The following is an 18,272-nucleotide window of genomic DNA, read 5'->3' as shown; positions in this document are numbered from 1 at the left end:
GCCCTACTCGTAGCACTACGCTGCCCCACCCACGTTCAGGACCGATCATGGAGTTTCTGCTCATCCTGCTGGCCGTCCTCGCGATCTGCGCCGTCCTCGCCGGGCCGGCGCTGCGCCGCAGGCGGGCGCGCGCGGGCCTGACCACCGCCCCCGGCGCGACGGCCGCGGCGTACGGCTTCCTGCCGCCCGAGCAGCTGGACGTCCGCCTGCCCGGACCCGACCCCGAGCTGCTGTCCGCCGTCGAGGAGGCCCGCCGCACCCAGGACTGGAAGCCGGCCGCCGAGCTGCTCTCGCGCACCCACGACCCCGAGCAGCGCTGGCAGCGGGTGCAGACCCTGGCGGGCGCGGCGGTCCGCGAGCTCGCCGAGACGCCCGGCACGGGCGGGGTGTGGCTGCGGCACTGGCGGGTGGTGGCCCCCGAGGATGCGGGCGGCGCGGCCGTCCAGGCCGAATTCCTCGTCCAGCAGGCGCTGCGCGACCCCTCCTCCGAGGACTACCGCATGATCCTGGAGGAGGCCCGCACGGTCTGCGCGGAAGCCGCCCGGCTGGCGCCGGAGGATGTGGTGCCGCTGATCGTCGAGCTGGGCGTGGCGCGGGGCATGGGGGCCGGCGAGGCCGAGTTCCAGTCGGCGTGGGAGCGGGTCGTCTCCCGCGCCCCCCAGCACATGGGGGCGCACCTGGCCGCCCTGCGCTACTGGAGCGCGAAGTGGCACGGCTCCCGCGAGAAGGCCGACGCCTTCGCGCAGCGCGCCGCCGCGGGCGCGCCCCAGGGCAGCCTGCTGCCGGCCCTGCCGCTTTTCGCCGTCCACGACCACCTCCCGGACGTCAACCTGGTCCAGGGCCTCTACCGCAGCGAGGTGGTCACCCGCGCGATCCAGGCGGCGCAGTTCGCGGTGGTCCACGCCCCCTCCGACCACCCCGTGCTGCCGCACGTGCGGCACCTGCTGGTGTGGTTCCTGGTCAACGCCGAGCGGTATCCGGAGGCGCTGGAGCAGCTGCGCCGCGTCGACGGTCACATCGGCGCGGTCCCGTGGTCGTACGAGGCGGATCCGGTCGCGGCGTACGTGGCGTACCGGGCGCTGGCGGTGGCGGGCGGGGAATCGCCGGACGCGGCGAACCGTTGGCCCTGAGACCGGATCCTCCCACCGACGCCCGGAGGCGCGCGACCATGCTCTTCCCCACCCGAGAACCCCGCCTCCCCACCCCGGAGGAGGCCCTGAAGGGCCGCCCGGAGCCGGAATTCCCCCTCCAGGAACGCCACACGGTCCTGGGTACGCCCCTGGGCGGCCCCTACCCTGCGGGCCTGGAGGTGGCGGACTTCGCCCTGGGCTGCTTCTGGGGCGCGGAGCGCAAGTTCTGGCAGACGGAAGGCGTCTGGACCACCCTCGTCGGCTACCAGGGCGGCCACACTCCGCACCCCGCCTACGAAGAGGTCTGCAGCGGCCTGACCGGCCACACCGAGGTCGTGCGCGTGGTCTTCGACCCGTCGAAGGTCTCGTACGGCACGCTCCTGAAACTCTTCTGGGAATCCCACAACCCCACCCAGGGCTTCCGCCAGGGCAACGACCGCGGCACCCAGTACCGCTCGGCGATCTACACCCACTCCCCCGCCCAGCAAACAACGGCGGAACGCTCCCGCGACGCGTACCAACAGGTCCTGCACACCTCGGGCTACGGCAACATCACCACGGAAATCCTCCCGGCGGGCCCGTTCTGGTACGCGGAGCCGTACCACCAGCAGTACTTGGACAAGAACCCGTCGGGCTACTGCGGCATCGGCGGCACGGGCGTGAGCTGCCCGATCGGCGTGGCAGAAGCCGAGGGCCGGTGACTGAGCCGCTGCCGCCGGCTGCGTTGGCAACACTGGAGGCGCTGCTGGCGGGCCCGGACCCGGTCATCAGCGCCCTCCGGGCCCAGATCCCGTACACCCGGGTGGCGAGTGGGTGTGACTGCGGATGCGCGACGCTCGACCTGACGGTGGACCGGACGGCGGTCGCTCCGGTCCCCGCGGCGACCACCCCGGCGGCAGAGGCCTGGTACGAAGTGCCGGAGAACGCAGGTGTCATGGTCTTCGCACGGGACGGCTACCTCTCCCTCCTGGAGATCTACACGTCCGCCGACCCCATCGGCACATGGCCGGAGCCCCGCTTCCGGAAGCGCTGAACTCACGGCAGCACGCCCGCACGCCAACCCCCCGAACCTGTCAGGGTATTGCGGCATCGGCGGCACGGACGTCAAGCTGAGCGACCCGTTCGAAACGAACCGGGGCGGCTCGTGCCCGACGGGGCTGCCCTCAACTCCCTCTAAGGGCTCGCCCTCCGCCCATGCCCCGATGTTGCGGCCGGCTCAGCCAAGCAATGTTGTCTCAGTGTCAGTGACATGGCCTAGCGTAAGGACCCACCACAACAGCGGCCATGGGGGGGACAGCATGCGTGATGCCGCATATTTGGCAGCAGCTGAGGATCACGTGCGTGTCGTACGGGAAGCCCGGGACATAGTGAGAGAGATCCTCGCTGAGAACCCAGAAGCCAGCGGCGAGGACGTCCTGGGCCGGCTCGATCAACTCGTCATCGATGTGTCGGAGAGAGCTGAACGTGTCACGGCTCAACTGGTGACGGAGACCGAGTGTCGGCACTGTGGCCACTCGATCATGCGAGTAGGCGACTCCGCTTGGCGGCACAATGCTGCGCCACCCATGTCACGAGGCTGCCGAGCGGCGAGCTTCGACCGGGACGGCACTTGGGACGATGCCATCAACCGTGCCTGGAAGGCAACACCGCCGAAGGGATGGCACTGACACCCATGCTCTCGCTGGGGGCGCCCCGCCAGTGCCACTGAAGCCACGAAGGCTGCCCCGCCCGGGAGGGGCAGACAGCCTCCGACCCGCGTGCAACAACCGGCAGAAAACCGGACCACCTCTAAGCCTGGAAGCAAGAGAGGTGGTCCGGCAGGGGAACGATCACGAACTCCGGTGCCGATGATATCGGGGATATCGACGCATGCCTGTGCGATGACGTCGGCAACCAGTGGTCAAGTCAGTTCCTCTAAAGGGAGTTTGAGCCGGATGGGATCCGATGTTGAGGAGTTCGACCCGGACGACGTGCTCCGGGTGCGCGGCGTGGACTACATCGCCGGTTGGCGCGAGGCGACGGACGCAGCGGCGGCGCGCTAACAGCGGCCTTGACTGCGGCCGGGGTGAGCCTGGAGGGCGCGAAGGCCACGGCGCGGGCGGCGCCGGACGGGTCAGGGGGGGTCCGGCTGATGTGGTCGGTGGAGACCGTACGGGCGGTGGTGGAGCTCGTCCGCGGTGATGGGCCGGACCCGCTGGCAGCCTGAGCCTCAGCCACCGGCCGCGGGCAGCCGGACGCTCGGCCACGACGGCGCCGAGGTGAGCGGAGCGCCCACGACGGGCCCGGCCACATTGCGGCAGCTGCCCGCTCCCCCTTAGCCACCGCCGGGCGGCGCGGTCTCCTCACGCTCCCGCGTCCGCGACGGCGGGAGTACGGCGCCCGGCCTCCCACCGGCCGCACACCGCGACTACCGGAGCCGCGCCCCCCACCTGTCCCCCCGCTGCCAGCCTCCTTGACGCGCGCAACGACGAGACCGACGGACGGCAGAGCACCCGCCATGTGTACCACTGCGCGCGGCCGCCCGGCGCGCCTCGGCACGCCCTTGAGTAAGAGGGTGTCTCACGTGGCAAGTTTCGCGAGCTTCTTGTAGCAGGTCAGGGCGGCGGCCATGACCAGGCCTCGACTCTGCCTGTCGTTGCGGACCACGTACGGGATCTCGAGACCACGAGCAGCCCATGGCAGGCTCATGCCGCATGATCGATGAATTCGCGAAAGACAACCTGCACGGGAGACTGCGGCGGCACCGCAAGGCGCTGCTCTGGAAACTCGACGGCTTGTCCGAATACGACGCCCGCCGACTTGCCAGCACACCACGGCGTTCACAGCGCCGTCCTCAACGTCCCGCATAAGGTCCTGCCACGCAGGCCGGGCGCTCCGGAGCACGCGCTGACGTCGTTGTCCGGGTAGACGTCGATCGCGTCCCACCCCTTACGGGCGCACAAGGCCCGGCAGCCCTCCTCCTGGCGCGCAATGCCCAACCCGGCGCCGTCCCGGTCCTGACTGATCCGAACGTAGATCGCAGCTCGTGTCGTCATGGGTCACATAGCTACACCCCCGTAGGCACGGGCGTGAGCTGCCCGATCGGCGTGGCAGAGGCCGATGACCAGTAGGTGACCTGCAGGCCCGTGTAGGCCAGGGCCGGGGTGCAGAGGCTCGGTTTCTGCAATGGCGGGCCCGTGGGCCACGAAATACGGGTGCGTGACGGCCTGTGTTGGTGTCAGGCTGCGGCCGGTGAACCGTGAACAGATCTCCAGGCTCGCTCATGCCGGCCATCCGATAGCCGCCCCGCTCGACGACACCTCGGTGCAGCAGTTGCTGGCGCATGCCCTGCCCCGCGGCGACGAGCGCGTACTCGACCTCGGTTGCGGCGGTGGGGAATGGCTCCTGCGTGCCCTGGCCGCCCATCCCCGGCTGCACGCCGAAGGTGTGGACATTTCCGAGGACGCCCTGGCACACGCCCACAGGAGCGCGCAGGACCTCGGGGTCCGGGAACGCCTGGTCCTCCACCGCGGGAATGCCGCGGAGTTCGCCGCCCCGCACGCGTACGACCTGGTGCTCAGCGTCGGGGCCGCGCACGCTTTCGGTGGCCTGCTGCCCACGCTCGCGGCGGCGCGGAAGCACCTGGCTCCGGGCGGGTGCGTGGTGGTCGGTGACGGGTTCTGGGAGCACGAGCCGTCGCCCGAGGCCGTCGAGATGCTCGGGGACTTCGCCGGGCTGGCGGACACCGTGGACCGTGTCGTCGCCGACGGCTGGACGCCCGTTCACGGGCATGTCAGCACACGCCGGGAGCTGGACGACTACGAATGGGCCTGGACGGGGTCACTGGCCTCCTGGGCCCTGGACAACCCCGGCCATCCGGACAGCGCCCAGGCCCTCCGCACAGCCACCACCCACCGCTCCGAGTGGCTGCGCACCTACCGGGACGGCTGGGGATTCGTGTGCCTGGTTCTCCGCCGCAGCCAGGAGGAGGACTGAGGCAGATACACCAGCCACCGACCCCACCAGGCCGGATGACATCGTTACTCCGTGTTTCTCCTCGTTCTGCTGCTCCTTTTCGCCGTCCCAGTGGCCGGCCTCCTGCTCCTCGTGAAAGTCGTCCGTGTTGCGGTGACCCGGCAACTGTTCCGGACGCAGGGCGCAGCGGCTTGTTCCTGTCCCCCTGGCCCGACTGGTGTCCGGTGGTGAAGTTCACCGACGAACCCGATCCCTCAGCCGTGGCTCCGCATCCTCGATCCGATCGTCATGGCGAGTCTCGCCGGTGCGGCGGGATGCACGTCGATGGCTGTGCGGCGGAGGCGGAGGCGGGACAAGGGAAGCACCGAGCCCGAGAGGTCGGCGGCCGGGAGCTCGGCCGTGACAGTGGCGCGCACCCCCCGGTAGGCAGGGCGGGGCGTTCCGTACCCGGTTCGGTGTGGGTCAGTAGAAGAACAGGGAGAGGTCTTCCAGCGAGCCCGGGCCGGTGAAGAAGGACTCGGCGGCTGCCAGCTCCCGTTCGAGGTGCGGGTGACGTGCGCTGATCTCCTGTTCCAGGGTCCGGCCCCGGCTTACGGTGCGGGCCGTGGTCAGGAGGAGTTCTTGCCACCGTTCGCCCTGTTCGGCGAGTGCGTAGATGCCGGACAGGAGGGCGGCCATGCCGGCGGGGCGGGTGAGGGCGGACGGGTCCTGGCCCGTCACCGGGGAGAGTTCCCAGCCGCCGGCCCGCGCGGCGAGGCGGACGGCGCCGGCCCAGTTGCAGATACGGCCGATGCGGACGTACAGGGAGTCGCCGGTGTGGGGCGGGAGGGCGCCGCCGTGCAGGGGGTTGGTGGCTGCCACGAGGTCGGCGAGGATGCCGCGCTCCGTGTCGTCCGGCTTCCAGTCGCCCTCCTGCTGCGCCTCGATCGCGAAGTCCAGCCAGTCCTCGGCGGCGGCCAGGCGGGACGCGAAGTCAAGGTCACAGGACGTGTGCATGCCGGTCATTGTGGCCCGGCCGGGCGGGGCCTGCGCGCACCGTCCCCTGTGCGGTGCGCGCAGAGCTCATGATCCGGCCGTCCATATCCCTCAGCTTCGCCGCCAGGTGCGACGGGTCGTAGCCCGGAGCGACGCCGTCGACGAAGACGATCACGCCTTCCACGTGCTCGGTGCGCAGGGGGATCAGGGCCTGGTAGGCGGGTGACGCGTCATGGACCTCAGTCCGTCACTCCCAGGTCCCGCCTCATCAGCCGCCGCATCTCCGACAGCCGCGGTTCCGCCTCCTTGAGTTCGGCGAGGGCACGCTCCGGGGTCTCGCCCTCACGGGGGTGGCCGCGGTCGATCCGCTTGGCCATCGCGTCCGCTGCCGCGAGGACGCTGTTGACCTTGCGCGACGCGGTCAGGACCGCCTCCGGGACGATCATCTGGGCCTCGGCGTACCGGTCGCGGTGGTCGAGGCGGGCCTCTTCCAGTTGGGTGCGTTCCTGGTCGGTGTAGACGCTGTCGCGCAAGCGGTGCAGGGCGTCCTTGAGGAGGGTGTGGAACTGCCGTGAGGCGCGGTTCATGGCGGTGTACGCAGCCCGGCGTTCCTCGAAGCGACGTGCTTCCGCCTCGGCTGCGGCCTCGGCCTTCCGTTGCCGGGCCGTCAGCCGCTGGGACAGCAAGGGTGCGAAGAGGGTGCCGAGGACACCGACGACGGCGGTGACCATCGAGGCTACGACGGCGCTCACACACCGACCCTAGCCCCGCGGCTCCGTGGGTCAACGCCCCCGCCGAGCCACGAAGCGGAAGCTACCCTTCCCCACCGTCACCGTGCACTCCGCGAAGCCCGCCATCCGCAGCCGTGCCTCCAGGGTCTCCGGCGGGACCGGCACGCACGTGTCGCCGAGGTGGATCAGGCGGAAGCCCCGGTTGCTCAGGGCGTCGCAGCCGGTGAAGACGCCGCCCGGGCGGAGGACCCGGTGGGCTTCGGCGAAGAGGCGGTCCTGCTCGGTGATGGACGGTACGTGGTGGAGCATCGTGAAGCAGGCGACCGAGTCGAACCGGGCCTCCGGGAAGGGGATGTCGGCGCCGTCTCCGTACACGACGTCCACCCGCTCCCCGAAGAGCAGCCGCAGCCGCGCCGCGTACTCCGCATCCGCCTCGACCACGCTCAGCTTCTCGACCTCGCGCACCAGTACGCGCGTCGTGGCCCCGTATCCCGGCCCGATCTCCAGGCAGTCCGTGCCCAGCGGGACGTCTTCCAGTGCCCAGGGCAGGAGTTCGTCCCGGATCGCGCGGGCCCAGCGGTCGGAGGAGCAGAGGCGGCGGTGGATGAGGTTCATCGGCATGGTTCGAGGCTAGGAAGGAGGGGACTTGTCGTATACGGGCCAGGAGGTCATCTCATGTCGTCAGACGGACATCGGGCGGCGGAGCTCAACCGCCGACCCCGGCCCCGGCCCCACCTCGTCAATCCTCCCGGCGCCGCCGTCGCCGTCGGCAGCTTCCCCCTCGACGGCAGCCAGTGGTTCGGCCGCCACCAGCACCCCGCGCACCAGCTGGCGTGGGCGCCTCACGGCGTCCTGGCCGTGCGCGCCTGCGGCCGTACGTGGGTGCTGCCGTCGACCGTCGCCCTCTGGATACCCGCGGGCATCCCGCACTCCACCGGCGCGACGTCGTCCGCGCTCCTGCGCAGCCTCTACTTCTGGGCGGACCGCTGCCCGCTGATCTGGGACGAGCCCCAAGTCATCCCCGTCTCCGGCCTCTTGCGCGAACTGATCGGCTACCTGGCGCAGGACCCGGAGGTCCTCGGCCCGGAGGCCCGCCACCGCGCGGAGGACGTCGTCCTCGACCTCCTGCACCCGGTGTCCGTCACGACCGTGCGCGCCCCGATGCCCACCGATCCCCGCGCCCGCCGCATCGCGGAAGCCCTGCGGGCGGACCCTTCCGACGGCCGGTCGCTGGCGCAGTGGGGCGAGGTCGTGGGCGCGAGCGCGCGGACCCTGGCGCGGGCCTTCGTCTCCGGTACGGGCATGCCCTACGGGCAGTGGCGCACGCAGCTGCGCCTGCAGGCGGCGATGCCGATGCTGGCGGCGGGGTCGACGGTCTCGGCCGTGGCGCGGCGCGTCGGCTACGGGTCGCCGAGCGCCTTCGTGGCGGCGTTCCGGCGGGGGGTGGGGGTGCCTCCGGGTGCCTATTTCGCCCCTGCCGAGCACCGCGGATGACCGCCCGGAAGCAGCATCTTCACCCCAGCCCCCTCACCCCAGCCCCCTCACCCCAGCTCCGCCGCGTCCGCCGCCTCCGCCCCCCGCGCCCAGCCGTCCGCGTCGCGCCCCTTCAGCCGGTGCGAGGTGGTCTGGGGGAAGAGCCGTTCGGCGGTCTCGCCGACCGCCAGGTCACGCGCGGCGAGCACCGGCAGCACCTCGGGCCGCGCTTCCTGCGCCACGGCCTCGGCCGTCGCGTCGCGCACCGCCGCCGCGAGCCGCTCGCCGATGCGGGACGCGTAGGCGATCAGGAACGACTCGCGGAAGTCGCGGGTGCGGCGCGAGCGCCCGCCCGCGTGGTGGGCGTCGGCCGCGCGGTGCATCGCGGTGGTGGCCTGGACCAGCAGGGAGGTGTACATGAGCTCCACCAGCTCCAGGTCGGCATCGAAGCCGACGACGGTGGAGAAGCAGTGGTCGGCGGACCACACGGCCTGGCAGTGGTTGGCGCCGGCCACCGCGTCCAGCAGCAGCGCCTTCGCGGACTCGTACGGGCCCTCGACGCCGATCCGGCAGGCGCCGGGCCCGTCGGCGGCGGCCCCGTCGGCGTGGGCGGCCAGCAGCGCCTCGTCCATGGAGTGCCGCGCCATGAGCTCCTGGGCCTTGGCGGAGAGCGCCTCGGCCTCCTCGGGGAAGTCGGTGGACTCGGCCTTGGCCAGCAGCGCGCGGATGCGGCCCAGGACGCGCGGTTCGACGTGCACGCCGGGCCGGGTGTACGCGGCGCCGGGCATCGGCCCGACCGGCCCGGTACGCGGCAGGCCGGCGGCGAGCCGCAGCGCGCCGAGCGCGCACGCGACGGTCTCGAAGCGGCTGAGGCGCTCGCGCTGTGCGAAGCCCTCCAGGAAGGCCGCGTCGTCGTCCCACCACACCCGCGCCTGGAGCTCGCGCAGCTGCACAGTCCAGCGGGCGCCGAGGGTGTCGGGTGCGTAGCGGCGCGCCTCGGCGGCCAGCGCGGCCACGGCGAAGCGCACTTCGACGGGGGTGAGCTCGCGCCGGGCGAGCCGGATCACGTCGGCGGGCTGCCAGCCGCGCTCCCAGCAGCCGCGTATGGTCGCCGACGCCGTGCGCACGACGGCGCGGCTGAGGGCCTCCCAGCCGGCAGGGGCGGCGCTGAGGGCGGACGCGGCGGCGTAGACGGCGTCGTCGAGGGTGCCGGGGCCGTGTGTGCGCAGGGAGGCCAGGGCCGCCTCGACGGACTCCAAGAGGGCGGTGTCCTCCAGCCGCTCCTGCTGCCGCGCTTGCTGCTGCTTCCTGCGTTCGGCCACGGAACTCTCTTCCTTGCATGACGCACGACGTACGGCCCATTGTCCAGCCCATTGTCCGTGACATTGTCCGTGACAGCTGTGTCGCCCAGGGTTACCGCCCAGGTCAGCGCGCGGAGGCTACCATTCCGCAGGCTGTCCCGGGGAGTCCTCCGCGCCATCTTCCGCACCGGCCTCCGCACCATCCCGCAGCGTCTGCAGCACCGCGTCCGGCACCCGCGCCTGGAAGATCCCTACGGAACGCTCCGGCCGGTAGCCCAGCATCTTGTTGACGGCGCGCATCGGACCGTTGTCGTCGGCGACGTGCGTGGCGATCTCCCGTACGGGCGGCTCCTGCTCGCGCAGCAGCTGCAGCATGCGCAACTTGACGGCTCGGCCGAGGCCCAGGCCCCGGTGGGCGGGCGCCACGGCGGTCTCGTACTGCTGCGCGCGGACATCGCCGGGCGAGCGCAGGCCGACCTCCGTGAGGGCCGCGTGCGTACCGTCGGGCGCCGCCACGGCGACGGTGAACAGGGCGCCCCCGCGCTCCCCGTACGCGCTCTGGGCGGCGGTGATGCTCTCCGCGTCCCAGCGCATGGGCTCCTGGTCGAGCTCGCCCATCGGGGCGTCGGCCATGGCGTTCCTGACGCCGGCGAACGCCGCGGCGTATGCGGTGGGTACGGCGCCCGTCCACTCCACGAAGCGGTAACCGTCGGGCAGCTCCGGCCCGACGGCGTCACCGGCTACGTCACCAGCGACCGCGTCAGCGATCCTCTGCACGTACACAACGAGCTGCAACCCGCACGCGAACCCACGATTCCTCGCGAACTGCTCGCCCTCACCCCCGATTTCGACCTCCACGCTCACCGACTGCCGCTGCTCCCGCTCCAGGACGGCCTGTATCTCCTGCCACAGCAGCGTGCCGATGCCGCGCCGCCGCTGGTCGGGCCGGACGGCGAGCCGCCCGATCCAGGCGGTGGTGCGGTTCGGCGCGTCCTCGAAGAGCCGCAGGAGGGCGACGCCCGCGTAACCGGGACCGCCACCGCCGGGCAGCGGGACCACCAGCCGGACGATCCTGCTGCGCGACGCGGGGATCCGCAGCTGGCCGGCCGTCTCCACCCGCCCGGGCCCCGGCACCCCGGCAGGCATGTCGTGGGTGTGCGCGGCGGTGACGACGGCGTGCCAGGCGTCGATCTCTTCCTCGGAGGGGGCGGCACCCAGGCGCTCGACACCCACGCGCTCGACATTCGAGCGCTCGACGCCCGATCGCAGAAGTTCGCTCATCCAGCGCACGCTACGTTTCGCGCCCGGGGTTGTCGTGCGGTTTTTGCCGCGGCAACGCAAACGCCGGGCGGGCTGGTTTCCCAGCCCGCCCGGCGTCCGGCGGTCGAAGAGCCCTCAGGCGCGGAACCCGGGGTCAGGAACCGGTCGCGCTCCCCGCGACCCACGCGTTCCAGTCCATGTTCCAGCCGTTGAGGCCGTTTTCCGGAGCGATGGTCTTGTCGGGCGAGTTCTTCACCTCGACGATGTCACCGATCTGGGAGTTGCTGAAGAACCAGGAACCCGAGGTGTTGGGGTCGTCGGCACCCTGCTTGTCCTGCAGGCCGATGCAGCCGTGGCTGGTGTTGGCCGTGCCGAAGATGCCGCTGCCCCAGTAGTTGCCGTGGATGAAGGTGCCGGAGGTGGACAGGCGCATGGCGTGCGGCACGTCCTTGATGTCGTACTCGCCCTTGCCGTCGCCCTTGGTGAAGCCGACGGTGGAGCCGTCCATCCGGGTCTCCTTGAACTTCTCGGAGATCACCATCTTGCCGTTGTACGTGGGGTTCTCGGGGCTGCCGGCCGAGATCGGGATGGTCTTGATGGTCTTGCCGTCCCGGACGACCGTCATCTGGTGGGTCTTGGTGTCCACCGTGGCGACCTGTGCGTGACCGACCTTGAAGGAGATGGTCTTCTTCTGGACGCCCTTGACGCCCGGGGCGCCCTCGACGCCGTCCAGGTCGAGCTTCAGGGTGACCTGGGAGTTGGCCTTCCAGTAGTCCTGGGGGCGGAAGTCGATGCGCTGGTCGCCGAACCAGTGGCCGACGACCTTCTGGCCGCTGCTCGAGTTCACCTCGATGTGCGACTGGACGGCCTTGCGGTCCTTGATCGGCTTGTCGAAGTTGATCGAGACGGGCATGCCGACGCCGACGGTCGAGCCGTCCTCCGGCGTGAAGGAGCCGATGAAGCTGTTGGTCGGCGAGACCGTGGTGAACGAGGAGTTCTCCGTGGCCTTGCGCTTGTCGGAGTCGACCGCCTCGACCACGATCTTGTACTTGGTCGAGCGCTCGAGCTGCGCCTTGGGCTGCCAGGACGTCTTGTCCGGCGATATCGTGCCCTCGACCGGGGTGCCCTTGTCCGTCGTCATCTTGACGCTGGTGAGCGTACCGTCACTGACGGTGACCTTGGCGTTGTCCGCCGCGATGCCCGCGTTGGCGGAGCCGTCCTTCTGCGCGATCTTGATCTGCGCCTTGGAGGCTTCCTTCGCGGCCGCGGCGTCGACCTTGTTCTGCTCCTTGCCGCTGCTGCTGGAGCTGCTCTTGCCGCCGTCGTCGTCGCCACCGCCGCAGGCGGCGAGGGTCAGTACACCGCCGAGCACAGCGGCCGCGGCCGTGAGAGCCTTGCGGCGCTTGCCGTACGTCATCACACGCTTCTCCATTGCTCCTGCGGCCCCTATCCCCGAGCCGAACCGTGGGGCAGCACGATTCCCGGCTACTACTTCAAGGAACGCCTGCACCGGTTCGTCCGTTCCACACCCTTGGAGAATGTGGGGAAGGCCACGCCTGCAGAGCCCCTCGGAGGGGCGCCATGATAGCGGGGGTCCTGATAGGGACGGGGGCGGTTGCGGGGCGCGGGGCGGCAGTGACCGCCGGAAACCCATGACTTCCTCAGGGCCGTTCGTATCACTACCATCGGGTCACTGACATCGAGTCAGCCCGGGAGCGGCGGACGTGCCGTGCCTTTCAAATTCCGCCGCGCCGAGGGGGATTCCTCCGTGACCGCACGCCGACCGCTGCTGACCGCCGTCGCCGCAGGGTCGCTCCTGTGTGCGGTGTGGTTCATGCCGACCGCGAACGCGACGGCCGAGCGGACGGACCGGCCCGCCCCGGAAGCCCGCCTCGCGACACCCCCCGTGCAGGGCTCTGAGCAGCATCTTTCCCTTGCCGACTCGGGTAGCGTCGACACCACTCCCTACGTATTCGGGGGAGTTGCCCTCGTGGCGGCGGGCGGAGCGCTGGTGACGGTCGCCGTGCGCAGGACGCGCACGGCGGACCGCTGACCAACCTTTACCTTCTTTACCTTCTCGCTTTACCTTCTCAGCCTCAACGCGGCTACGCGAGCGGACCCGTTACGGGTTCAACCGCTTCCACGAGCTTCCCGGCCCGTACGAACTCCTCGGCCCGGGCCAGGTCCGGGGCGAGGAAGCGGTCCCCGCCGGGGCCCTCGACGCCCGCGGCGCGCACGGCCTTGAGCACCGCCTGCGTGGCGGGCGACGGCGTCAGGCCTTCGCGCAGCTCGACGGCCCGGGTCGCGGCGACCAGCTCGACGGCGATGACGCGCGCGAGGGCGTCCAGGGCCGTGCGCAGCTTGCGCGCCGCCGACCAGCCCATGGAGACGTGGTCCTCCTGCATCGCGGAGGACGGGATGGAGTCCACCGAAGCGGGGACGGCCAGCCGCTTCATCTCGCTGACGAGGGCGGCCTGCGTGTACTGCGCGATCATCAGGCCGGAGTCGACGCCCGCGTCGCCCGCCAGGAAGGGCGGCAGGCCGTGCGAGCGGTTCTTGTCGAGCAGCCGGTCGGTGCGGCGCTCGGCGATGGAGGCGAGGTCGGCGGCGGCGATGGCGAGGAAGTCCAGGACATACGCGACCGGGGCGCCGTGGAAGTTGCCGTTGGACTCCACGCGGCCGTCGGGCAGTACGACGGGGTTGTCGACGGCGGAGGCGAGCTCGCGGTCGGCGACCAGGCGGGCGTGCGCGAGGGTGTCGCGGCCGGCGCCGGCGACCTGCGGGGCGCAGCGGATGGAGTAGGCGTCCTGGACGCGCGGCGCGTCGTCCTGGTGGTGCCCGGTGAGCCCGGAGCCGGCGAGGACGCGCAGCATGTTGTCGGCGCTGGCCCCCTGGCCGGGGTGCGGGCGGATGGCGTGCAGCTCGGGCGCGAGGACCTTCTCGGTGCCGAGCAGGGCCTCGAGCGACAGGGCGGCGGTGACGTCGGCCGAGGTCAGCAGCCTGGCGAGGTCCGCGCAGGCCATGACCAGCATGCCGAGCATGCCGTCGGTGCCGTTGAGGAGGGCGAGGCCCTCCTTCTCGCGCAGCTCCACGGGCTCGATGCCGTGCTCGGCGAGCAGCTGCCCGGCCGGCTTGACGGTGCCGTCGGGGCCCTCGGCGTCGCCCTCCCCCATGAGCGTGAGCGCGCAGTGGGAGAGCGGCGCGAGGTCGCCGGAGCAGCCGAGGGAGCCGTACTCGTGCACGACGGGGGTGATGCCGGCGTTGAGGATCGCGGCCATGGTCTCGACCACGAGCGGGCGCACGCCGGTGCGGCCCGAGGCGAGGGTCTTCATGCGCAGGAACATCAGCGCGCGGACGACCTCGCGCTCGACGCGCGGCCCCATGCCGGCGGCGTGCGAGCGCACGATGTTGCGCTGCAGCTGGGCGCGCAGCTCGGGGCTGATGTGGCGGACGGCGAGGGCTCCGAAGCCGGTGGAGACGCCGTAGACGGGGTCGGGCTTGGCGGCGAGGTCGTCGATGACGCGGCGCGACTCGGCGACGGCGGCCAGTGCTTCTTCCGATACGACGACGCGCGCGGCGCCCCGTGCCACGGCGATCACGTCTTCCGCGGTCGTCCCGGCCGTCCCCACCACCACAGTGTGCATATCCATATTCAGGCACCCTAGAGACTGAATCGCCGCCTGTACATAGCCGATGAGTGGCCTGTCAGGTACAACGCGTAGGGACTCGTTCCGCATACCGGACCGGGGCCGCGAACCGCCTCCGTCACGGCCGCCGCCCCCGGAAGCGCCGCCGCTCGGCCACCGGCGCGGCCGGCGGGTGATCCGCGAGCCGGACCACGGGATCGGCCGGTCCCCCGGCCCGCCCGGCGACGACCGGCTCGGCCGCGCGCGCCGCCTTCGCCCGGTACTGCGCGGCGTCCGCGAGACGGAAGAGCCGGCGGGCCGTGCCCACCGCCCCGATCGCATCGCCGGTGGAGGCGACGCCGCACGCGACGCCCTCCCCCAGCTCCAACCCATCGGCTCTGCGGCACAGTTCGCCCGCGACGCGCACCACCTCGTCCGCCGTCGGCCCCACCGTCAGCAGACAGAACTCGTCGCCGCCCAGGCGCGCCGCCAGCGCCCCGGGCAGCATGGCCCCGCACAGCGAGAGCACCGAGCCGAACCGCTCCAGCAGACGGTCGCCGACCGCGTGCCCCAGGGTGTCGTTGACGCGCTTGAGGCCGTTGAGATCGCACACCACCAGGCTGACGACGACACCGTCCGCAAGGTGGCGCTCCACCGCCTCGTCCAGGCGCGCATCCACCGCGCGCCGGTTGGCGAGCCCGGTCAGCGGGTCGGTGAAGGCGAGGCGGCGGACCTCCTCCAGGCGCTCGGTCTGGGCGATCCCCGCCGCCGCGACGGAGGCCAGGACGGTCGCGAAGTCGGCGTCCGCGCGGCCGAAGGCGGGTGCGCCGGGCGGCCGGGCCACGTACAGCTCGCCCCACGCCCGCCCGTGCAGCACGACGGGAGCGACCACGCAGCAGCCCCGGCCCCGGCGGCGCAGCGCCGCCACCCGCTCGTGCCGGTAGGCGCCGGGGCCGCCCGCACCGCCCTGCTCCGCGGCACCGTCCATGTTCTCGACCCAGGCGCGGGGCTCGGCACCGCCGCCGACCCACTCCTCGTGGAGGAACTCCACGATCTCGGGGAAGTCGTGCACCGGGTACGACTCGTCCTCCGGGAAGCGCTCCTCGCCCGCGGTCAGCTCCCCCGCATTGACCAGGACGCGCAGCCGCCCGCGCTCGCGCTCCCACACGGAGACCGCGGCGAAGCTGCCCTCCAGGGCGGACATCACCCGCTCCGCGGCGGCGGACACGGTCTCCAGCGCAGTGCGCGCGGCCGCCATCGACTGCGCGAGCTCCACCACGGCGCGCAGCCGACCGTCGCACTCCCCGCCTGCTGCCACCCGAGCCTCACATTCCGTTGCTGAGCGCAGATTCTGCACTCCAGCCTAAGAATGTCGGCCGCATTCCGCCGCATGACGGCCGTAGCGCCCTCCTGTCACCTCTTCCCCGCAGGTGACGGCGGCGAACGACGTGCTCAGCGCCCCGGCCACTCGGGTTTGCGCTTCTCGTTGAAGGCCGCCACGCCCTCGGCCCGGTCACCGGAGAAGGCCACGGACCTCCACGCCGCGTCCTCGACCTCCAGCCCGGCCCGCAGATCCAGGCCGTGCCCCAGCCGCAGCGCCCGCTTGGCGGCCCGCAGTCCGACGGGGGAGTTGGCGGCGATACGAGCCGCCAGCGCAAGCGCCTCCACACGATCCTGCCCCTCGGGAACAAGCTGATCAACCAGCCCCAAGTCCCGCGCTTCCCCGGCCTCCACACGCCGCGCACTGAAAATAAGCTCGGCGGCACGGGCGGCCCCCACCCGCCGGGGCAGAAGCTGCGTCCCGCCACCCCCGGGGATGACACCCACCGAAACCTCCGGAAGCCCCACCACAGCCGTCGCGTCAGCCACGATCACATCGCACGACAAGGCCAGCTCGAACCCACCACCGAGCGCGAACCCGTGCACCGCGGCGATGGTGGGCATCGGCAGCTCCAGCACACCCGTGTAGGCGGCACGAGCGTACGGCCGCTGCCGGCTCAAATCGGCATCCGTAAAGGAGTTCCGCTCCTTGAGATCGGCCCCCACACAAAAAGCACGCTCATGCGTAGAAGTAAGAATGACAACCCGCACGGACTCATCCTCGCCAAGAGCCCGAGCCGCCTCAGCAAGCCGAGCGGCCAGCTCACTGGACACGGCGTTCATGGCCTTGGGCCGATCCAAAACGAGCTCGGCCACGTAGCCGTGCCGCCGGACCGCGATCCACTCTCCGAAACGCTGCTCGCTCATGGTTCACCCTCCGAGATGGGGTTAACGCAGGTAAACATGCCGAACCCGATCATGCCGTGTACCCGCCCAGCAGGGCCATACCCGAAGACGAGGGCCCGCACCCGAAGACGGCGGGAGGTGACGGGGCCGCAGGGGTGGGGGTTCGGGGCGCTGACGTGTATTTGCGGGCCCGCTTCCGGGTGCGCTCACGGCCAGGGGCGCCGGCCCGTAAATATACGGCCCCGAACCCCCACCCCGGAGGCCCCGGCACCGGCACCGGCACCAGCTCCGGCCCCGCACCAGCCCCGCACCAGCCCCGCACCGGCCCCGCACGAAGGGCGCCGGTCAGCCACCCCTCCGCGACAGCAACCACGGCTCCACCATGCCCAGCCCCCGAACCGGCCGCTGCCACATCGGCTGCAGCGCAAAGCGGTACCCCGCAGCCGCCTCCTCGCCCTCCCCCACATCCGCCTCGGACTTCGGCGCGTCGCCGCTGCGCGTCAGCTCCTCCGCCAGCGCCTGGTCGACGAGCACCGCGTCCTTCGGCGCTATCGACGTCAGCCGCGACGCCAGGTTCACCGTCGTACCGAAGACGTCGCCCATCCGCGTCGTCACCGTGCCGAACGCGATGCCGACCCGCAGCTCGGGCATGGTCTCGTCGTGGGTCATGGTCTCGATGAGCCGCAGCCCGATCTCGGCAGCGGTCCCGGCGTCATCCGCCGAGTACAGCACCTCGTCACCCAGCGTCTTGATCAGACGCCCCCCGTGCGCAGCCACCAGATCGGCCGCAGTGGTCTCGAAGGCCTCGACGAGCTCCCCGAGCTCTTCCTCCTCCAGACGCCGCGTCAACCGCGTGAACCCGACGAGGTCGGCGAAGCCCACGGCCAGCCGCCGGTCGACCATCTCCGCGTCGTCCTGGGCCTGCACGACCCGCCCCGTGGCGGCGGCCAGCTGCCGCCGCCACACGTAGATAAGGAACTCTTCCAGCTCCGGCAGCAGCAGCTCGACGAGCGGGTAGGTGATCTCCGTCCGCGTCATGCCGGGTTCCTGGGGCTCCGTCAGGCCCTCCAGGAAGGAGTCGATCTGCCAGTCGGCGAGGCGCGCCGTGGTCTGCCCGGTGGACCGGGCGACCTGCACGGCCATCGGCTCGCTGAGCAGCCCGGCCTCCACGAGACCGGCCAGCCGGCGCAGCGCGAGCACGTCGGCCTCGGTCAGGGCCTTGGCCTGCCCGATGTCGGCGAAGCCCATGGCCCGCCAGAAGCGGGAGGCGAGGTCCATGGAGACGCCGGCGGCGCGGGCGGCCTGGAAGGGGGTGTAGCGGCGCTCGGCGCCGAGGATCAGCGCTTCGAGGCGGAGCGCGATGGGGTCTCCGCCCTCGTCGCCCGGCTCGTCGCCGTACTCCTCGTCGACACCAGGCATAACACCGCCACCGTCACGCGCACCGCCACCGTCACGCGCAGCGCCACCGTCGCGCGCAGCAGCACCGTCCTCGCCCGTAGCCCTCACGGCACGGGAGGTTCCCCCACCGTCGGCGGTCACCGCCCGCCCCCTGTCCGATCCGTGCGCACTGCCCTGCCGATCACTGCTCGCTTAGGT

Annotated in this window: 19 protein-coding genes and 1 pseudogene; 7 read left to right on the top strand and 13 right to left on the bottom strand. The window is 71.7% G+C overall.

Going from position 1 to position 18,272, the window contains the following annotated elements; genetic code table 11:
* The first annotated feature begins 47 nt into the window (after positions 1-47).
* From FGW37_RS20495 to FGW37_RS20485, 3 genes are read left to right on the top strand one after another with little or no spacing between them, the layout of a single operon-like run.
* Positions 48-1,130, top strand: coding sequence for a hypothetical protein (locus FGW37_RS20495; RefSeq protein WP_179082383.1), 1,083 nt, complete (start codon positions 48-50; stop codon positions 1,128-1,130).
* Between the two features lie 38 nt (positions 1,131-1,168).
* Positions 1,169-1,831 carry a peptide-methionine (S)-S-oxide reductase MsrA gene (gene msrA / locus FGW37_RS20490; protein ID WP_179082382.1) on the top strand — a complete coding sequence of 221 codons (663 nt, stop codon included), beginning with the start codon at positions 1,169-1,171 and terminating at the stop codon, positions 1,829-1,831.
* Entirely contained in the window at positions 1,828-2,163 is a 336-nt protein-coding gene (locus FGW37_RS20485; protein WP_179082381.1) for a hypothetical protein, read from the top strand. The genes msrA and FGW37_RS20485 overlap by 4 nt, the downstream gene beginning before the upstream one ends.
* A 1,526-nt stretch (positions 2,164-3,689) precedes the next feature.
* On the opposite strand, the gene FGW37_RS33900 is transcribed toward FGW37_RS20485, so the two are convergent.
* On the bottom strand, positions 3,690-3,818 hold the full coding sequence (locus FGW37_RS33900; RefSeq protein WP_281394863.1) for a hypothetical protein: 129 nt from the start codon (positions 3,816-3,818) through the stop codon (positions 3,690-3,692).
* 5 nt (positions 3,819-3,823) lie between these two features.
* Here FGW37_RS33900 and FGW37_RS20480 point away from each other — a divergent pair.
* Positions 3,824-3,928 (top strand): annotated as a pseudogene (locus FGW37_RS20480) (type I restriction endonuclease subunit M); the annotation flags it as partial.
* Between the two features lie 21 nt (positions 3,929-3,949).
* On the opposite strand, the gene FGW37_RS20475 reads toward FGW37_RS20480, so the two are convergent.
* Entirely contained in the window at positions 3,950-4,165 is a 216-nt protein-coding gene (locus FGW37_RS20475) for a recombinase family protein (protein WP_246430472.1), read from the bottom strand.
* Positions 4,166-4,361: 196 nt separating this feature from the next.
* Here FGW37_RS20475 and FGW37_RS20470 point away from each other — a divergent pair, with 196 nt between their 5' ends.
* Complete coding sequence (locus tag FGW37_RS20470) at positions 4,362-5,105, top strand: SAM-dependent methyltransferase (RefSeq protein ID WP_179082380.1); 744 nt, start codon at positions 4,362-4,364, stop codon at positions 5,103-5,105.
* A 441-nt stretch (positions 5,106-5,546) separates the two neighbouring features.
* On the opposite strand, the gene FGW37_RS20465 is transcribed toward FGW37_RS20470, so the two are convergent.
* The 4 genes from FGW37_RS20465 to FGW37_RS20450 form a co-directional block, all read right to left on the bottom strand.
* Positions 5,547-6,080, bottom strand: coding sequence for a hypothetical protein (locus FGW37_RS20465; protein WP_179082379.1), 534 nt, complete (start codon positions 6,078-6,080; stop codon positions 5,547-5,549).
* The gene (locus FGW37_RS20460; protein ID WP_179082378.1) at positions 6,064-6,234 is read right to left on the bottom strand and encodes a hypothetical protein; all 171 of its coding nucleotides are present in this window, start codon (positions 6,232-6,234) and stop codon (positions 6,064-6,066) included. The genes FGW37_RS20465 and FGW37_RS20460 overlap by 17 nt, the downstream gene beginning before the upstream one ends.
* 64 nt (positions 6,235-6,298) lie before the next feature.
* A complete protein-coding gene (locus FGW37_RS20455; RefSeq protein WP_179082377.1) occupies positions 6,299-6,811 on the bottom strand; it encodes a hypothetical protein in 513 nt (170 codons plus the stop codon).
* 30 nt (positions 6,812-6,841) lie between these two features.
* Complete coding sequence (locus tag FGW37_RS20450) at positions 6,842-7,411, bottom strand: class I SAM-dependent methyltransferase (RefSeq protein WP_246430471.1); 570 nt, start codon at positions 7,409-7,411, stop codon at positions 6,842-6,844.
* Between the two features lie 54 nt (positions 7,412-7,465).
* Between FGW37_RS20450 and FGW37_RS20445 the strand changes: the two genes are divergently transcribed.
* A complete protein-coding gene (locus FGW37_RS20445; RefSeq protein ID WP_179082376.1) occupies positions 7,466-8,284 on the top strand; it encodes an AraC family transcriptional regulator in 819 nt (272 codons plus the stop codon).
* A 47-nt stretch (positions 8,285-8,331) separates the two neighbouring features.
* On the opposite strand, the gene FGW37_RS20440 is transcribed toward FGW37_RS20445, so the two are convergent.
* From FGW37_RS20440 to FGW37_RS20430, 3 genes are all read right to left on the bottom strand, one after another.
* Complete coding sequence (locus FGW37_RS20440; RefSeq protein ID WP_179084811.1) at positions 8,332-9,522, bottom strand: DUF2786 domain-containing protein; 1,191 nt, start codon at positions 9,520-9,522, stop codon at positions 8,332-8,334.
* A 180-nt stretch (positions 9,523-9,702) separates the two neighbouring features.
* On the bottom strand, positions 9,703-10,845 hold the full coding sequence (locus tag FGW37_RS20435) for a GNAT family N-acetyltransferase (protein WP_179082375.1): 1,143 nt from the start codon (positions 10,843-10,845) through the stop codon (positions 9,703-9,705).
* 133 nt (positions 10,846-10,978) lie between these two features.
* Entirely contained in the window at positions 10,979-12,256 is a 1,278-nt protein-coding gene (locus FGW37_RS20430; RefSeq protein WP_246430470.1) for a L,D-transpeptidase, read from the bottom strand.
* A gap of 336 nt (positions 12,257-12,592) precedes the next feature.
* Between FGW37_RS20430 and FGW37_RS20425 the strand changes: the two genes are divergently transcribed.
* Entirely contained in the window at positions 12,593-12,877 is a 285-nt protein-coding gene (locus FGW37_RS20425; protein ID WP_179082374.1) for a hypothetical protein, read from the top strand.
* 52 nt (positions 12,878-12,929) lie between these two features.
* Here FGW37_RS20425 and hutH read toward each other — a convergent pair whose 3' ends face one another.
* The 4 genes from hutH to FGW37_RS20405 form a co-directional block, all read right to left on the bottom strand.
* A complete protein-coding gene (gene hutH / locus FGW37_RS20420) occupies positions 12,930-14,468 on the bottom strand; it encodes a histidine ammonia-lyase (RefSeq protein ID WP_179084809.1) in 1,539 nt (512 codons plus the stop codon).
* 121 nt (positions 14,469-14,589) lie between these two features.
* Positions 14,590-15,708 carry a GGDEF domain-containing protein gene (locus tag FGW37_RS20415; protein ID WP_179084808.1) on the bottom strand — a complete coding sequence of 373 codons (1,119 nt, stop codon included), beginning with the start codon at positions 15,706-15,708 and terminating at the stop codon, positions 14,590-14,592.
* A gap of 194 nt (positions 15,709-15,902) precedes the next feature.
* Positions 15,903-16,697, bottom strand: coding sequence for an enoyl-CoA hydratase/isomerase family protein (locus tag FGW37_RS20410; protein WP_179082373.1), 795 nt, complete (start codon positions 16,695-16,697; stop codon positions 15,903-15,905).
* 324 nt (positions 16,698-17,021) lie between these two features.
* Positions 17,022-18,215 (bottom strand): adenylate/guanylate cyclase domain-containing protein, encoded by a 1,194-nt coding sequence (locus FGW37_RS20405; protein ID WP_179082372.1) that lies wholly within the window; start codon positions 18,213-18,215, stop codon positions 17,022-17,024.
* Positions 18,216-18,272 lie beyond the last annotated feature (57 nt).

The organism is Streptomyces rectiverticillatus (assembly GCF_013394065.1).
Lineage (GTDB): Bacteria > Actinomycetota > Actinomycetes > Streptomycetales > Streptomycetaceae > Streptomyces > Streptomyces rectiverticillatus.
This window is presented reverse-complemented; position numbering and strand designations above follow the sequence as displayed.

What these genes read in the sequence shown, in the direction of transcription:
- FGW37_RS20495 (WP_179082383.1), top strand. Translation starts at nt 48, where the DNA reads ATGGAGTTTCTGCTCATCCTGCTGGCCGTCCTCGCGATCTGCGCCGTC.
- msrA (WP_179082382.1), top strand. Translation starts at nt 1,169, where the DNA reads ATGCTCTTCCCCACCCGAGAACCCCGCCTCCCCACCCCGGAGGAGGCC.
- FGW37_RS33900 (WP_281394863.1), bottom strand. Translation starts at nt 3,818, where the DNA reads ATGAGCCTGCCATGGGCTGCTCGTGGTCTCGAGATCCCGTACGTGGTC.
- FGW37_RS20475 (WP_246430472.1), bottom strand. Translation starts at nt 4,165, where the DNA reads ATGACGACACGAGCTGCGATCTACGTTCGGATCAGTCAGGACCGGGAC.
- FGW37_RS20465 (WP_179082379.1), bottom strand. Translation starts at nt 6,080, where the DNA reads ATGCACACGTCCTGTGACCTTGACTTCGCGTCCCGCCTGGCCGCCGCC.
- FGW37_RS20450 (WP_246430471.1), bottom strand. Translation starts at nt 7,411, where the DNA reads ATGCCGATGAACCTCATCCACCGCCGCCTCTGCTCCTCCGACCGCTGG.
- FGW37_RS20445 (WP_179082376.1), top strand. Translation starts at nt 7,466, where the DNA reads ATGTCGTCAGACGGACATCGGGCGGCGGAGCTCAACCGCCGACCCCGG.
- FGW37_RS20435 (WP_179082375.1), bottom strand. Translation starts at nt 10,845, where the DNA reads ATGAGCGAACTTCTGCGATCGGGCGTCGAGCGCTCGAATGTCGAGCGC.
- FGW37_RS20430 (WP_246430470.1), bottom strand. Translation starts at nt 12,256, where the DNA reads ATGGAGAAGCGTGTGATGACGTACGGCAAGCGCCGCAAGGCTCTCACG.
- hutH (WP_179084809.1), bottom strand. Translation starts at nt 14,468, where the DNA reads ATGCACACTGTGGTGGTGGGGACGGCCGGGACGACCGCGGAAGACGTG.
- FGW37_RS20415 (WP_179084808.1), bottom strand. Translation starts at nt 15,708, where the DNA reads ATGGCGGCCGCGCGCACTGCGCTGGAGACCGTGTCCGCCGCCGCGGAG.
- FGW37_RS20410 (WP_179082373.1), bottom strand. Translation starts at nt 16,697, where the DNA reads ATGAGCGAGCAGCGTTTCGGAGAGTGGATCGCGGTCCGGCGGCACGGC.